This window comes from Halomonas organivorans, assembly GCF_014192055.1.
GTDB classification, from domain to species: domain Bacteria; phylum Pseudomonadota; class Gammaproteobacteria; order Pseudomonadales; family Halomonadaceae; genus Halomonas; species Halomonas organivorans.
The window spans coordinates 1-15,078 of the sequence record NZ_JACHXM010000039.1 but is presented as its reverse complement, the minus strand read 5'-3'; the positions used below and the strand labels follow the sequence as shown (position 1 = coordinate 15,078).

Sequence of the window (15,078 nt, the reverse complement as noted above, 5' to 3'; positions counted from 1 at the left end):
ATGATCGATACCTATCCCGAGGCCTGGCCCTATCCACGACCGGATTCGCCGCCGCTGCTGTCCCCCGAGCAGGCGGAGCACACCCTGGACGTGTGGCTGGTCCCCAAGTTCTCGATGCTGACGCTGTTCTGCATGCTCGAGCCGCTCCGGGTCGCCAACCGCTTCGGGCGCGACCTGTTCGCGTGGCGGCTGCGCTCGGCCCATGGCGATGACGTGGTCGCCAGCAACGGCGTGCGCATCGAGGTGGACGGCGACCTGGCCTCGGTGCCGGATGCCGCTCACCTGATGGTGGTGTCGTCCTACGAGGCGGAGGCTACGATCACCGCCCAGGAACGTGCCGTGCTGCGGCGCGTGGCGGCGCATGGGGGTTGGCTCGGGGGGCTGGACACCGCGCCCTTCATCCTGGCCCGGGCCGGGGTGCTGGAGGGGCATCGGGTGGCGCTGCACTGGGAGAGCGTGCCCGCCTTCCGACGCGAGTTTCCTGGCCTGCGGATCAGCCGCGAGCGCTTCGAGGCCGACGCCACGCGTCAGACCGGCGCCGGGGGGATCACCGGCATCGACATGATGCTGGATCGCATCGAGCGCGATTATGGCCCGGCGCTGGCCGACGCGGTGGGTCGCCAGCTGGTCCACGACCGTCACGACGAGCCTTCCCGGGAGGCCCCGGAGGCGCGCTATCCGGGGCTGCCGCGCAGCGTGGTCAGGAGCCTGGCGGTGATGGAGGCCAACCTGACCCAGGCGCTGCCGATTCCCGAAATCTGCCGACTGGTGGGCCAGTCGCAGCGCCAGTTGACCCGGCTGTTCCTGGCGCACTTCGGCGAGACCCCCAAGCAGTGCTACTTGGGGATGCGGCTGGATCGGGCCCAGCGGCTGCTCGCCGGCAGCCACTGTCGGGTCACCGAGGCGGCGCTGGCCACCGGCTTCGCTCACCTGGCGCACTTCTCCCGGGCCTATCGGACGCGCTTCGGGGAGACGCCCAGGGAGACGGCGGCCCGGGGGGCCGCCTGAGGGCTTCACGCCTCGGCGGCGAGCCTCCGCTGACGCTGCGTACGCTGGACCATGCGGTAGCGCGAGCGGATCTCGTCTCGCTCCATGTAGCAGCCCTGCAGCCAGCGGTGGCCGCTGGCGCCTTCGAAGGCGTCGCGGGCGTGCAGCAGGCGGCGGTTGTCGAAGATCACCAGGTCGCCGGGCTCGTAGGTGAAGCGGATGGCGAAGGCCGGGTCGCGCAGCAGCCGCTGCAGCGTCATCAGCGCCTCATAGGCCGGTTCGACGTCCTCGAAGGCGGCCTGCAGCGGGCCGCGCAGGAAGTCGGCGATGCGCACTTCGAGCAGCTCGCCCCGGGCGTCCAGGCGGATCATCGGCTCGAACCATACGTAGTCGGTGGTCCTGGCGGTGTTGGCGTAGCACCAGCGTACCCGGGTCAGGGTCGCCCAGGCCGCGGGATGGCGGTCGCGCAGCGCCTCGGCCACGGCGAAGCCGTCGAGCATCACGGCCTGGCCGCCCGCCACGCTGTTTTCCAGGCAGTGCAGCATCTGCAGGCCGGGGTGGTACTCGCGGGTCGGCAGATCGACGTGGGGCGGCAGGGCGATGGAGGTGTAGGCGTTGGAGTCCGGGTCCGGCTTGGCCTTGACGTCGAACAGCTGCCCGAAGTTGGTGGGTCGCACCGGGCCGATGCGCCGGGCGATGGCGTCCAGCGAGCCGGGCTCGGTGGGCAGGTTGCGCAGCCGTACCAGCCCCTTGCCGAGCACGCTTTCCAGGGCCGGGGCGAGAATCGCCTCCTCGTCCTCGCCGTCGGGCGCGGTGTCGAGCAGGCCCGCGGCGTCGAGGGTGTCGGGGCCGGCCTCGGGGCCGCCCTGCCAGGTCGTCACCGGCACCAGCGGCGCCTCGGGATCGACGGCGTTGTCGTAGTCGTGGGCGCGCAGCCAGCCGGGGTGGAAGCGCAGGCGACGATCCTCGGGGGCGAAGTCCACGCACAGCGCACCGCTGGCGTCGACTTCGGCCCCCTCGATCTCCGGCCAGGCGGGCAGGGTGGAGAGGTCTAGGATACGCTCTCGGGTCGCCGGGTTGACGGTGGTGTCGTCGGCGGCGTTTTCGCGCAGCCAGATGCCGTGATAGCGGCTGACCCGGCCGTCGCTCCAGCGCACCGTCACCAGCCGCGGGGTGAAGGAGACGGCGTCGAGATCGGCGTCGATCGGCCAGGCGTCGTAATCCGGGGTGCGCGGCAGTTCGGTGTCGGTCATGGGGCATCTCCTGAGATGGGCAGCGTGATGGTGCGGCTCAGGATGCCAGTGCGAGACGCCGGGCTCGCGGCAGGATTCGACGCCGACTGTGCACGATTCGACAGTCAGGGCTTCACTTGTCGATGACCAGCCAACCGTCCTCCAGTCGAACGGGCACCGCGTCCAGGGCGCAGCCCAGCCCCAGGCCGCCCACGCCTTCGCCGGTGCGCGTGGCAAAGGCGGCATCGTGGTTGGTGCAGCGCAGCGTCTCGCCGTCCTCGCTGAGCAGGCGGTCGCCACGCTGGTCGAGCGGCAGGTACTGGTGCGGGCAGGCGTTGACGTAGGCGACCAGGGCGTTGTCCGCGAGGCGTGCCACCAGCAGCGGGAAGCGCCCGCGCTCGCTCTCCAGGATCAGGCTCAGGTGGCCTCGTTCGGGCAGGGCGTCGGCCGCCACCACGCGGGTGCCGGGGTCGGGGGCGCTGCGGTACTGCTGCCAGGCTGCGGTCATGGAGGACTCCTGTCGACGATTATTTGGTTTCAAATGAAACCAGTTGGGCCGAGGGGATGTCAACGCGGACCGTGTCGAACGAGGCCTGTGTCAGGGCTGCTGTCGCAGCTCGCTTGGGGTCACGCCATGGCGGCGCCGAAAGGCACGGGTGAAGCTCGAGGCCGAGGCGAAGCCGCAGGCCAGGGCGATGTCCATGATGCTATGGCGTGTCTCGCGCAGTAGCCGGTGGGCGTGGTCCAGCCGGCGACCCAGGTAGGCGCGCTGCGGCGAGGTGCCGAGGTGGCGAGCGAAGAGCCGGTCCAGCCGTCGCCAGGAGAGACCGAGTTCGGTGGCCAGCTCGCGGATGCCGAGCGGTGCCTCCAGATTGGCTTCCATCAGGGCGATGGCGCGGCTGAGGAGCGGATCGTCGGGGGCGGCCGGGTCGCGCTGGCGGCTGGCCGGACGTCGTCCCTGGTCATGGAGGAGCTGGTCGCGTACCCGGCCGGCCAGGCTGTCGCCGTGACGGCGGCGAATCAGGTCGAGGCTCATGTCGATGGCCGAGCTGCCGCCGGCACAGGAGAAGCCCTCGGGGGTGACCTCATAGAGCGACTCCACGGCGTCGACCCGCGGGAAGCGGGCGCGGAACTCGGGCAGCGACTCCCAGTGCAGGGTCACCGTCTGGTCGTCGAGCAGGTCGGCTGCGGCCAGCGCGAAACAGCCGGTGTCCATGCCGCCGAGCAGGCAGCCCGCCGCGGCGCGTTCGCGCAGCCAGGCGATCAGCGTCGCATCGACGACGGCCTCGGGCTCGAAGCTGGCGCAGACCGCCAGGCTGGGGGAGGCCGGGGCCTCGGCCAGGGCATGGTCGGCGGCCAGCGTCATGCCGTTGGAGGCCACGACCGGCTCGCCGTCGCGGCTGATCAGGTGCCAGGCGAACAGCGTCTCGCCGCTGATGCGGTTGGCGATCCGCAGCGGCTCGATGGCCGAGAAGAAGGCCACCATGGCGAAGCGGGGCAGCAGCAGGAAGCCGATGCGCTCCGGCGCGGGCACGGGGGGCGTTAGTCTCATGGGCCTCGGGACGGCTGCGGATTCGGCCCATCGATTGTAGGGGGTGCGGCGCGGGATGCAACGTCGGGGTGATATGTCGCCTTGTGTCTATTTGACGTCGCCTTGCGTCGAGTCTATGAGGGAGCGGTCGTCAGAATGGGCCTTTTGACACCGAACGAGGAGATCCCCATGCCCCTGTCGCGCCCGACTCTTGCCGCCACCGCGCTATCGCTCGCCGGCCTGGCCAGCCTGCCGGCCCAGGCCGCGCTCGAGGAGGTGCGCTTCGGGGTGCCGCCCTGGCCGGGCGTCACCGTCAAGTCCGAGGTCGCCGCCCAACTGCTCGAGGCCATGGGCTACGAGACCCGCCAGAACAGCCTGGCGGTCAGCGTGATCCTCAACGGCGTGGCCGAGGGCGATCTCGATGTCTACCTGGGCGGCTGGTACCCGGTGCAGACCGACATGGTCGAGCCGCTGGTCGACGATGGCAAGGTGGTCAAGGCCGCGGCCAACATCCAGGGCGCGACGTCCGGGCTGGTCGTCCCGCGCTATGTCCATGACGCCGGTATCACCTCGGTGGCCGACCTGAATGCCCATCGCGAGCGCTTCGACGGGACCATCCAGGGCATCGAGGCCGGCACCGGCATCAACACCGCCATCGGCGAGGCCATCGACAATGATCTGGCCGGGCTCGGCGGCTGGACCCTGCGCGAGAGTTCCACGGCGGCCATGCTGGCCCAGGCCGAGCAGAAGATGCGCGACGGCGAGTGGGTTACCTTCGTCGGCTGGGAGCCGCACTGGATGAACGTCAGTTTCGATCTCGTCTACCTGGACGACGCGGAGGACGCGGGCATCGCCGACATCGAGAGTACCGTCTGGACGGTGGTGCCGGCATCGCTCGAGGCAGAGGATGCCGACCTGTATCGCTTCATGACCCAGTACGTGGTCGACATCGAGGATCAGAACGACTGGATCCACGCCTACAGCTACGAGGAGCGGCCCGCCGACGAGGTGGCGCGTGAGTGGATCGGCGAGCACCTGGACACCGTCGCCGGCTGGCTGGCGGGCGTCGAGGCCCTGGACGGGCGCCCCGCCATCGAAGCCGTCAAGGCAGGGCTCGACTGAGCCCGCTTGCTCCCACATGCCCGGCCGGTCATCATGGCCGGCCTGCTCGCCCTTCGTTCGCTTGCCCATGCGCCTCGACTATTCCGGTCCCACGCCCGAGCCCGTCGGCTTCCTGCTGCTGCCGCGCTTCTCGATGATGGCTTTCTTCTCGGCCATCGAACCGCTGCGGATCGCCAACCGCATCAGCGGTCGCCCGCTCTTCGAGTGGACGCTGATCAGCGAGGACGGCGGCCCGGTGACGGCCTCCAACGGCATGACGCTGCTCGCCGACCAGGCCATCGAGGCGGTACATCATCTGCCGTCGCTGGCGGTATGCAGCGGCTTCGATCCGGAGCGCTACCTGAGCCGCGCGCTGATGCGCTGGCTGCACCGGCTGGACGCCGCCGGCTGCGCGCTGGGCGGGCTCGACACCGGCTGCTTCCTGCTGGCCGCGGCGGGGCTGCTGGACGGCGAGCGGGTCACCCTGCACTGGGAGAGCCTGCCGGCTTTCCACGAGCGTTTCCCGGCCATCGCCACCTCCGACGAGCTGTTCGAGCGCGGCGCGCGGCGTTTTTCCTGTGCCGGCGGAGCGGCGGCCATGGACATGGCGCTGGACGTGATTGCCCGCCGCCACGGGCAACGCTTGGCCATCGACGTCTCCGAACAGCTGGTCCACGAGCGCATGCGCACCCGCCACGACCAGCAGCGCATGAGCCTGGCGCGCCGGCTCGATACTCACAATGCCCGCCTGGTAGAGGCGGTCGACCTCATGGAGCGGCACCTGGAGACGCCGCTGACGCTGGCCGAGGTGGCCCGGCGCAGCGGCGTCTCGCTGCGCCAGCTGCAGCGGCTGTTCGAGCGCGAACTGGGGCGTTCGCCCCGCGACTGGTACCTGGCGCTGCGCCTGGAGCGGGCCAGGCACCTGCTCGAGGAGACCGACCTCGACGTGCTGGCGGTAGGGCTGGCCTGTGGGTTTACGTCGAGCTCCAGCTTCTCACGGGCCTTTCGCCAGTGCTTCGGCGCCTCGCCGCGTGAGTTTCGCCGCGGCTGATCGCCCTGCCTCGCGCTCAGATATCCGCCCACATCCGCAGCAAATTCGCCAGGCTCTTCGACAGCATGTCGAAGGTGCGCGTCTTGCCGTTGGCATCGAACTCCTGGCGCCGGGTGGTATCCAGGTCGAAGAGGATCTCCCGTTGCTGGGGATCGCGCACCTGGCTCTGGGCCCAGCCCACCGCGGCCAGGCGTTCGCCGCGGGTGACCGGCTCGACCCGATGCAGGGTCGAGGAGGGATAGAGGATCAGTGCCCCGGCGGGCAGCTTGTAGGTCTGTTCGCCCGCGGTGGAGTCCATCAGCAGCTCGCCGCCGTCATAGCTCTCGGGATCGTTGAGGAACAGCGTGAACGACAAGTCGGTGCGCATGGCGCCCTGGGGCGTGGCCATCACCGCGTCGTCGACATGGTTGCCGTAGCTCATGCCCTCACGGTAGCGGCTGAACATCAGCGGCTTCATGCGCTTCGGCCGGGCGGCCATCTGGAACAGCGGGTGGGCCTGGAGCGCCTTGCCGATCTCCTGGCGTAGCTCGGCGATCTCGGGACGCCGGCCGTCGGCCTGCTCGTTCTGCTTGACCGTGCGGGCGTGCCAGCCGGCGGTCTCGCGGCCGTCGCGGAAGGCGCTGTCGGCCAGGGTGGTGCGAACGCGGGACAACAGCTCGGGTGGGATGGCCTGGTCGATGCAGAGGATCACGGACGGCGCTCCGGACGGTCGAGGATGGAGCGTCGATTATAGAGGATTGTGAATCGTTTGCATTGATCTGCGGCAGCCGGCACTCTATCGAGCATCGACCACGGTCCCACGGCCGCTCGTCACTGATTCAGGTCCCCACAAGAAGGAAGTCTGCATGTCCCATTCCACTCGCACCAAGCTCTGGGTCGGCGTTGGTACCAGCGTTTTGCTGGGCACCGGCACGGCCGCCTTTGCCGATACCGCGGCGTCCACCGAGTTCACTCAGGGGCCTGACAGCCTGATGCTGGCCAGCGCCGACCATGGCGGCGAGGGCGGCGAAGGCGATCACTATCCGCAAGAGGGTGGCGAAGGCGGCGAGAGCGGCCATCACGACGGCGGCGAAGGTGGAGAAGGCGGCGAGAGCGGCCATCACGACGGCGGCGAAGGTGGAGAAGGCGGCGAGAGCGGTCACCACGACGGCGGCGAAGGTGGGGAAGGCGGCGAGAGCGGCCATCACGACGGCGGTGAAGGTGGAGAAGGCGGCGAAGGTAGCGCCTCTACCGATGCTTTCTCGGTCTTTGCCTACTTGGATCCGTCCGCCGGCGGTGAAGGCGGTGAAGGTGGCGAGGGTGGAGAAGGTGGCGAAGGCGGCGAGGCCGGCCACGCCATGGATGTCAGCAATCCCGGCATCTATTACACCAACCTGGCCATGATGCAGGGCCATCTGGCCGTCGCCCGAGCGCTCTATCAGGCCGGCGAACAGACCGCCGCCCAGCCGCACTTCGGTCATCCCGTGCACGAGCACTACGAAGCCCTGGAGCCGGCCTTCGAGGCGCGCGGTGTCGAGGACTTCGAGGGCACCCTGCAAGCGCTGATCGACGAGACCCGTGAGGGCGGTGAGTGGGGCGGTCATGCCGAGGCCTACGGCGCCGCGCTGGAGGCCATCGACGGGGCCATGCAGGACGTGAAGGGCGAGCTGCGCGACGACGTGGCGTTCCAGAGTCGCGTCCAGCTGGCGCTTCTGCGCCAGGCGATGCACGAGTATGACGAGGCGATCGACGACGGTCAGTTCGTCAATGTGGTCGAGTACCAGGACAGTCTCGGCTTCGTGCTGACCGCCAAGGCGACCCTGGAACAGCAGTCCGCGCTCTACGACGACGAGACCTACGGCGAACTGCTGGCGGCTTATGACGCGCTGCTCGAGGCCTGGCCGTCTCCGGTGGCACCCGAGACGCCGGTCAAGACGCCTGGCGAGCTCTCCGCCGGCATGTTCAAGCTGGAGGCCGGGCTCGGCCAGTACTGAGCCCTTACCGACCAGGCGGGCGTCTCCCGCCGGGCGCAGGAGGCCCGATCCGGCATCGCCGGGTCGGGCCTCGTCGCGTCGAGGGTCGCCTGATCAAGCGTCCAGTCGGGCGGCCAGGGCGCCGCACAGATCCCGCCAGGCCTCGCGCATGGCGGGCAGGTGGGCGTGGGCATGCAGGGCGCCGTGCCACAGGCCTGGGGCGCGGCGGTAGCCGACCTCGGCGCCGTCTGCCCGCCAACTGACGACGGCTCGTTCCAGGGGAGCGGTCAGGGGGTCGTGTTCGACCGCCAGCACCTCCACCCGGCGGGCGGGCGCGCGCCCGGGGTCGACCGGGGGCAGCTCGCCGGCCACGGACCGCCATAGCGCGAGTACCTCCTCGCCGGAGAGCAGCGGGGCGTCTGGCCCCAGCGCCTGGCGGGCGGGGTGTCCCACCGGCGGATAGATCAGCCCCAGCAGCCCCGGCCAGGCCGGCGGCAGCGCGTCCATGGCCAGGCGTGCGCCGGCGCTGTCGCCGACCACGGCCCGCGGTGCCAGGGCCTCGATGACGGCCCGGCAATCTGCCAGCGCGTCGCCGTAGCCCGCCTCCGGGGCCAGCCGATAGTCGACGCTTGCGACCTCGCGTGTCAGGCCGGCGGCGAGGCTCGCCGCGATGCCCTGGTGGCTGCGCACCGAACCCAGGGTCCAGCCGCCACCGTGCAGGTAGACGATCGCCCCGTCACGGGCCCGTGCCGGGCGAAAGCGGCGCACCGAGACCCCGGCGATGGCGTCGTCGCCCACGGCCAGGTCGCTGGGCAGCGGTGGGGCAAAGCCCTGGCAGAGCCGGTCGTAGTGGCGGCGGGCCGCCGCAAGGGGCAGCCCGTCCAGTGCCTCGAGGCCGCTTGCGAAGGCGAGGCGGAACGCCTGGGGGGTCATCCTCGTGACACCGCGGTGGACGAACGACGTGACTCGCGCAGCAGCGAGACCAGCACTCCTGCGGTCATCACCAGGATGACCACGCTCAGCGGCAAGGCGGCAGCGATCAGCGCAGTCTGCAGGGCCTTGAGGCCGCCGGCCACCAGCAGCACCGCCGCCACCAGGCCGATCACCACGCCCCAGAAGACCCGGAAGCGCTGCGGCGGCTCGTCATTGCCCAGCGAGAGGATGGTGGTCAGCACCAGGGTGCCGGAGTCCGAGGAGGTCACGAACCAGCTCATCAGCAGGAACACCATCATCGCCGACAGCAGCCAGCCCAGGGTACCGGTACCGGCGATGCCGTCGGCGCTGGCAAACAGCGCGGCCGGCAGGTTCCAGGCGTTGACCAGCTCGATGATCCCGGCGCTGCCGGGGCCGCCGGCGGCATGCAGCTCCTGGTAGAGCGCGTTGCCGCCGAAGATGATCAGCCACACGAAGATGATCAGCGTCGGCACCAGCAGCACGCCGAGCACGAACTCTCGCAGGGTGCGGCCCTTGGAGATGCGAGCGATGAACAGCCCCACGAACGGCGCCCAGGCCAGCCACCAGCCCCAGTAGAAGATCGTCCAGGCCTGCTGCCAGGCGGCCGGGCCGGGCTCGTCGGCGTACCATAGTCCCATCGGAATGAAGTGGGTGGCGTAGTCGGCCAGGGTCTCGCCGAAGGCGCTGACCAGCCACAGGGTGGGGCCGCCGATCAGGAAGGCGCCGACGACGACCACCGAGACCCAGATGTTGAGCTCGGAGATCAGCTTGATGCCACGCTGCACCCCCGAGACCACCGAGAGGATGGAGATCAGCGAGATCACGGCGATCAGCACCAGCTGTGTGTCGAGCCCGGCGCCGATGCCCACCAGCCGCTCCAGGCCCACGGCCATCTGGCTGACGCCGAGTCCCAGCGAGGTGGCGACGCCGAACACGCAGCCCAGCACGCCGAGGATGTCGACGGCATGGCCGATGGGGCCGAAGATGCGCTCGCCGATGAAGGGGTAGAGCGCGGACCTCAGCGCCAGCGGCAGCCCCTTGCGGTAGGCGAAGTAGGCCAGCGACATGCCGACGATCACGTAGATCGCCCAGCCGTGCAGGCCCCAGTGGAAGACCGAGACGCGCAGGGCATCGATCGCCCGCTGGTGGCCGATGGCGGTGGCGCCGGCCATGTCGGCGTGGGGGTTGTTGGGGTAGCCGAAGGCAGCGCTGTTGTCCAGGTAGAACACCGGTTCGGCGACGCCGAAGAACAGGATGCCGATGCCGATGCCGGCGGAGAACAGCATCGAGAACCAGGCGAAGTTGCTGAACTCGGGTCGGCTGTCGTCGCTGCCGAGGCGGATGCTGCCATGACGGCTGACCACGATGTAGGCGCATACCGCCAACAGCAGCATCACGGTCACCAGGTAGTAGCCGCTGAAGGTGCTCTCGATCCAGGCCCGGGTCGCGCCGAACAGCTCGCCGGCCAGCTGTGGGCCGAGGCCGGTGAACAGCACGAAGGCCAGTACCAGCGCGGCGGCGGTGAGGGTCATGCCCTTGTGCATGCCGCGGAAGAACCCGTCCTGGGACAGCTCGGTCACCATGTAGTCCGTGGTCGTCTCGTGCTGCGGTCGGGTGGGGGGAGTGGGGGTAGCGATAGGGCGTCTCCTCTGGGGTCGGTCCGCGGGCCGACGATTCCCGTGCCCGCCCGGCGGTGGCCGGGCGGGATGACGTGGTAAGGCGATGTGTCGATGCCGCGTGGCGTCAGCGCCGGGGAGGCAGCCCGATGCGGCGTCCGGCGAGCTCCGGCCAGGCGTCCGCTGCGGCGCTCGGCAGCTCGCCGATGGCCGCCTCGACCGGCGCGGGGAAGGGGGCCGGCCGGCCGGCCTCGCTGTCGATGCCCATCAGCATCTGCTCGCTGGTGGCCAGCAGGGTGCCCTCGGTATCGAACATCTCGAAGAACGCATGCAGTCGCTTGGCGTCTCGATCCAGCACGATCACCTCGACGGCCAGCGGCTGCCCTTCGTGGGCCTCGCGGCGATAGCAGAGATGGGTCTCGAGGGTGAAGATCGTGTAGCCATGGCCGCGACGGCCGGCCTCGTCGAGGCCGATGGCATCCATCAGCGCCTCCACGCCCAGGGAGAACACCCGGGCGTACTCGGCGTCATTCATGTGGCCGTTGTAGTCGACCCACTCCGGGGCGACGCGGGTCTCGAGCAGGGCCATCAGATGCGTCCCTCGAGGCCCTCGGCCTCGGGCCAGTACTTCTGCACCAGGTCGAGCAGCTCGACCAGGAAGTCATCGCGGCGACGGTCCAGCTCGGCGACCGGACGCTCGGCGGCCTGGAACTCGCAGCCCTCGACGACCTTGTCGATCAGCTCGTCGGTGAGCTCGGGCGCCTCGAGCTTGGTCCAGGGCAGCTTCAGCGCCGGGCCGAACTGCTCGAGCATGTGACGCATGCCCTGCTCGCCGCCGGCCAGGTGGAAGGTCAGGAAGGTGCCCATCAGCGACCAGCGCAGGCCGCAGCCGTAGACCACCGCGGCGTCCACTTCCTCGGTGGTGGCCACGCCGTCGTTGACCAGGTGCAGCGCTTCGCGCCACAGCGCCTCCATCAGCCGGTCGGCGATATGGCCCTCGATCTCGCGGCGTACCACCAGTGGACGCATGGCCAGCTCCTGGTAGAGCGCCTGGGCCTGTTCGATCTGGCGGGGCTCGGTGGCCTCGCCGCCGACCAGCTCCACCAGCGGCAGCAGGTAGACCGGGTTGAAGGGGTGGGCGACGATCACCCGACCCGGCACCCAGGCGCAGTCTCGCTGCAGGTCGCTGGGCTTGAAGCCCGAGGTGGAGGAGCCGATGATCGCGCCGGGCGCCGCCGCGGCGTCGATGGCGGCGAGGATCTCGCGCTTGAGCTCGAGGCGCTCGGGCACGTTCTCCTGGATCAGGTCGGCGCCGGCCACGGCCTCTTCGAGGCTCGCCACGAAGGTCAGTCGCGTAGGGGCTGCGCCCTCGGCCAGGCCGAGCTTCTCGAGCGACGGCCAGGCGTTGTCGACGAAGGCGCGGGTGCGTTCGGCGGCGTCCGGGGCCGGATCGAAGGCGACCACATCCCAGCCCTGGGCCAGTGCGCGGGCGATCCAGCCGTTGCCGATCACCCCGGTGCCGATGACGGAGAGTTGGCGGCTCATGCGTCACCTCCTGCGGCCTGTGCAACGGTCTGGCCGGTGCGCGGGTCGCGCAGCGACAGGTGCGCGCGGGTCTCGGCCGGGGTCATGATGCGCCCGCCAAGGTTGTCGATGAGGGTGCCGGCCTTCTCGACCAGCTGGGCGTTGGTCGCCTTCACGCCCTTGCTCAGGTAGAGGTTGTCTTCCAGGCCGACGCGGGCGTGGCCGCCGAGCAGCATGGCCTGGGCGACCATGGGCATCTGCTGGCGGCCGATGCCGAAGGCCGCCCAGTTGGCGTTTTCCGGCAGCTTGTTGCGCATCGCCAGCATGGTCTCGGGGTCGGCCTCGGCGCCCCAGGGAATGCCCAGGCACAGCTGGAACAGCGGGTCGCCGTCCAGAAGGCCTTCCTGCTGGAGCTGGCGGGCGAACCATACGTGGCCCAGGTCGAAGCATTCGAGCTCGGGCTTGACGCCGGCGGCCTGCACCAGGCGAGCGTGCTCGCGCAGCCAGTCGGCGGTGTTGACGTAGACCATGTCGCCGAAGTTGAGGCTGCCGCAGTCCAGGGTGCACAGCTCGGGCAACAGCTCGCCCACCGGGGCGTGGCGCTCGGCCGGGGTCTGGATGTCGGTGCCCGGGCCGCCGCGGGTCGGGTCCTCGGCGTCGGGGATCCAGTCGCCGCCGCCGCCGGCGGTGATGTTCATGACGATGTCGGTGTCCGCCTCGCGGACGCGATCCATCACCTCGCGGAAGTGCTCGGTGGAGTGGCTGATGCCGCCGGTCTCGGAGTCGCGCACGTGGATATGAGCGACGCTGGCGCCGGCCTTGGCGGCGGCGATGCAGTCGTCGGCGATCTGCTTGGGCGTGACCGGCACGTTGGGGTTCTTGCCGGCGGTGTCGCCAGCGCCGGTGATGGCACAGGTGAGAATGACGTTGCGGTTCATGGGGACCTCCTTGCAAAACCTGCAGGGAGTGTCCGTCATGGCGGCGGGGAGAAATGTGCCAAAGGCGACGTCGAGTTGACGCAAGTCGCCAAGTTCCTCTCAGGCGATATCGGCGGCGCCCTCGCCAAACATCTCGAACAGCAGCTCGCGCCCCAGGTCGGTCAGCACGAAGCGTCGCTGGATGTTGTAGGTGGCGGCCTCGCTTTGCTCAAGCGTGCGCTGGTGGCTCGGCCAGTCGCGCTCGGCCTGGGCGAGTCGCCGCAGCGCTCGGTCGTCGAGGCCGCGATGTGGGCTGGAGACGGTCTCCAGGACGTGGCCCTGGCGATAGAGCAGGGTGGCCATGTTGCACAGGCACTGGCGCAGGCTGCGCTGGGCGATGTTGCCGGGGTCCGGGGCGGTCATGGGCGGGCAGCCTTCCTCGCGGTGGCGGATGTTGCGCTGCATTATAGCGAGGACAGGGTGTTAGACCAAGGTCGTAGTCTGGTGTGCGGGCATAGGAGCTGCCTGGAGTGAAGGCGCCGCACAAGCGACGACGCCCCGCTCATGATGAGCGGGGCGTCGCGGAACTGGCCGTTGGGTGCGGGGCGATCAGTTGTCGACACGGCCCAGCAGCAGGAACTCGATCAGCGCCTTCTGAGCGTGCAGGCGGTTGCCGGCTTCCTGCCAGACCACGGCGCGAGGATCGTCGAGCAGGGTCTCGCTGATCTCCTCGCCGCGGTGGGCCGGCAGGCAGTGCAGGAACAGCACGTCGCCGGCGGCGCGGTCGAGCATCGCCTCGTTGACCTGGAAGCCGGCGAAGTCGGCCTCGCGCTTGGCCTGTTCCTCTTCCTGACCCATGGAAGCCCAGACGTCGGTGGTCACCAGGTCGGCGCCTTCCACGGCGGCCAAGGGGTCGCGGTGGATGGTCACCCGGTCGCCGGCCGCGTCGAGAATGTCCTGGCGGGGCTCGTAGCCTTCGGGGCAGACCACGCGCAGCTGGAAGTCGAACTGGCGGGCGGCGTTGATCCAGGAGTGGCACATGTTGTTGCCGTCGCCGATCCACACTGCGGTGCGGCCGCGCACGCTGCCGCGCAGCTCGGTCCAGGTCATGACGTCGGCCAGCAGCTGGCAGGGGTGATAGTCGTCGGTCAGCGCGTTGATCACCGGCACGCTGCTGGCGGCGGCGAACGTCTCGAGCCCGGCGTGGGAGAAGGTGCGGATCATCACCGCATCGACCATCTCCGAGAGCACCCGGGCGGTGTCGCCGATCGGCTCGCCGCGGCCTAGTTGGGTGTCGCGGGGGGAGAGGAACAGGGCGTGGCCGCCGAACTGGGCCATGGCGGTCTCGAACGACACCCGGGTACGGGTCGATGACTTCTCGAAGATCATCGCCAGGGTCCGGTTGGCGAACGGCGTGTAGGTCGGGCCGTGGGTCTTCAGGCCGTTCTTGATCGAGATGCCGCGCTGTATCAGGTAGCGCAGCTCTTCCGGACTCAGGTCGAGCAGGGTCAGGAAATGGCGGGTGGCCATGGCGTCACTCCACGGGAAAAAACGACCATCCTAGCCAGCCGACGGGGGATGCGCAACGCGCCTGGCATCCGTACAATGTGCCCATCGAAGGCCGACCGGCGCGCTCGGGTATTGCCCGCGGGGCGGAGGCCACCACCGATCCAGAGGGAATGCAGATGAGTACCACCGTCGAGAACATCCAGCGCCAGATCAGCGAGAACCCGATCCTGATCTACATGAAGGGCACTCCCCAGCTGCCGCAGTGCGGCTTTTCCGCCCAGACCGTCCAGGCCCTGATGGCCTGCGGCGAGCGCTTCGCCTTCGTCAACGTGCTGGACAACCCGGACATCCGCGCCGAGCTGCCCAAGGTCGCCAACTGGCCGACCTTCCCGCAGCTGTGGGTCGAGGGCGAGCTGGTCGGCGGCTGCGACATCGTCGTCGAGATGTACCAGAACGGCGAGCTGGAGACCCTGATCAAGGAAACCGCCGCCAAGCACCAGGACGACGAGTCCCAAGCTTGAAGAGCGGTGCTTCGCACCTGGAAGAGCCGGGCTTCGCCCGGAGCTTGTAGTCATAAGCTTGAAGCTGGAAGAAAACCCGGCCGGGCTACGCCCGGAGCTTGAAGTCATAAGCTTGAAGCTGGAAGAAAACCCTTGACCCGATGATGGCGGGGTTCATGCTGTCTTCCAGCTTCCAGCTTCCAG

At 69.5% G+C, this 15,078-nt stretch carries 16 protein-coding genes; 5 read left to right on the top strand and 11 right to left on the bottom strand.

What is annotated here, in order from left to right; translation table 11 throughout:
* Positions 1-1,008: a GlxA family transcriptional regulator gene (locus FHR96_RS20570; RefSeq protein ID WP_183389585.1), complete on the top strand. Its 1,008-nt coding sequence runs from the start codon at positions 1-3 to the stop codon at positions 1,006-1,008.
* Positions 1,009-1,013: 5 nt separating this feature from the next.
* On the opposite strand, the gene FHR96_RS20565 is transcribed toward FHR96_RS20570, so the two are convergent.
* The 3 genes from FHR96_RS20565 to FHR96_RS20555 all read right to left on the bottom strand — a co-directional run bounded on the left by FHR96_RS20565 (position 1,014) and on the right by FHR96_RS20555 (position 3,771).
* Entirely contained in the window at positions 1,014-2,240 is a 1,227-nt protein-coding gene (locus tag FHR96_RS20565; protein WP_183389584.1) for a TauD/TfdA family dioxygenase, read from the bottom strand.
* A 112-nt stretch (positions 2,241-2,352) separates the two neighbouring features.
* Positions 2,353-2,727 (bottom strand): Rieske (2Fe-2S) protein, encoded by a 375-nt coding sequence (locus FHR96_RS20560; RefSeq protein WP_183389583.1) that lies wholly within the window; start codon positions 2,725-2,727, stop codon positions 2,353-2,355.
* A 90-nt stretch (positions 2,728-2,817) separates the two neighbouring features.
* Complete coding sequence (locus FHR96_RS20555) at positions 2,818-3,771, bottom strand: GlxA family transcriptional regulator (RefSeq protein WP_183389582.1); 954 nt, start codon at positions 3,769-3,771, stop codon at positions 2,818-2,820.
* A 168-nt stretch (positions 3,772-3,939) separates the two neighbouring features.
* Here FHR96_RS20555 and FHR96_RS20550 point away from each other — a divergent pair, with 168 nt between their 5' ends.
* The gene (locus tag FHR96_RS20550; RefSeq protein WP_183389581.1) at positions 3,940-4,872 is read left to right on the top strand and encodes an ABC transporter substrate-binding protein; all 933 of its coding nucleotides are present in this window, start codon (positions 3,940-3,942) and stop codon (positions 4,870-4,872) included.
* Between the two features lie 67 nt (positions 4,873-4,939).
* Entirely contained in the window at positions 4,940-5,902 is a 963-nt protein-coding gene (locus FHR96_RS20545; RefSeq protein WP_183389580.1) for a GlxA family transcriptional regulator, read from the top strand.
* A gap of 16 nt (positions 5,903-5,918) precedes the next feature.
* Here the strand turns inward: FHR96_RS20545 and FHR96_RS20540 are convergent, their stop codons facing one another.
* Entirely contained in the window at positions 5,919-6,593 is a 675-nt protein-coding gene (locus FHR96_RS20540) for a Fe2+-dependent dioxygenase (RefSeq protein WP_183389579.1), read from the bottom strand.
* Positions 6,594-6,747: 154 nt separating this feature from the next.
* Here FHR96_RS20540 and FHR96_RS22645 point away from each other — a divergent pair, with 154 nt between their 5' ends.
* The gene (locus tag FHR96_RS22645; RefSeq protein ID WP_183389578.1) at positions 6,748-7,875 is read left to right on the top strand and encodes a hypothetical protein; all 1,128 of its coding nucleotides are present in this window, start codon (positions 6,748-6,750) and stop codon (positions 7,873-7,875) included.
* A 93-nt stretch (positions 7,876-7,968) separates the two neighbouring features.
* Here the strand turns inward: FHR96_RS22645 and FHR96_RS20530 are convergent, their stop codons facing one another.
* The 7 genes from FHR96_RS20530 to argF all read right to left on the bottom strand — a co-directional run bounded on the left by FHR96_RS20530 (position 7,969) and on the right by argF (position 14,395).
* Positions 7,969-8,787, bottom strand: coding sequence for an alpha/beta hydrolase fold domain-containing protein (locus tag FHR96_RS20530; RefSeq protein WP_183389577.1), 819 nt, complete (start codon positions 8,785-8,787; stop codon positions 7,969-7,971).
* Positions 8,784-10,391, bottom strand: coding sequence for a BCCT family transporter (locus FHR96_RS20525; RefSeq protein WP_183389576.1), 1,608 nt, complete (start codon positions 10,389-10,391; stop codon positions 8,784-8,786). The genes FHR96_RS20530 and FHR96_RS20525 overlap by 4 nt, the downstream gene beginning before the upstream one ends.
* Positions 10,392-10,551: 160 nt before the next feature.
* Positions 10,552-11,013, bottom strand: coding sequence for a thioesterase family protein (locus FHR96_RS20520; RefSeq protein ID WP_183389575.1), 462 nt, complete (start codon positions 11,011-11,013; stop codon positions 10,552-10,554).
* Complete coding sequence (locus FHR96_RS20515; protein WP_183389574.1) at positions 11,013-11,969, bottom strand: L-carnitine dehydrogenase; 957 nt, start codon at positions 11,967-11,969, stop codon at positions 11,013-11,015. Before FHR96_RS20515 ends, FHR96_RS20520 begins: the two co-directional genes overlap by 1 nt.
* Complete coding sequence (locus tag FHR96_RS20510) at positions 11,966-12,886, bottom strand: beta-keto acid cleavage family enzyme (protein ID WP_183389573.1); 921 nt, start codon at positions 12,884-12,886, stop codon at positions 11,966-11,968. Before FHR96_RS20510 ends, FHR96_RS20515 begins: the two co-directional genes overlap by 4 nt.
* Positions 12,887-12,985: 99 nt before the next feature.
* Positions 12,986-13,288, bottom strand: coding sequence for a hypothetical protein (locus FHR96_RS20505; RefSeq protein WP_183389572.1), 303 nt, complete (start codon positions 13,286-13,288; stop codon positions 12,986-12,988).
* Positions 13,289-13,474: 186 nt separating this feature from the next.
* The gene (argF, locus tag FHR96_RS20500) at positions 13,475-14,395 is read right to left on the bottom strand and encodes an ornithine carbamoyltransferase (RefSeq protein ID WP_183389571.1); all 921 of its coding nucleotides are present in this window, start codon (positions 14,393-14,395) and stop codon (positions 13,475-13,477) included.
* Between the two features lie 155 nt (positions 14,396-14,550).
* On the opposite strand from argF, the gene FHR96_RS20495 reads away from it, so the two are divergent.
* Positions 14,551-14,895 (top strand): Grx4 family monothiol glutaredoxin, encoded by a 345-nt coding sequence (locus FHR96_RS20495; protein ID WP_183389570.1) that lies wholly within the window; start codon positions 14,551-14,553, stop codon positions 14,893-14,895.
* Positions 14,896-15,078: the final 183 nt, after the last annotated feature.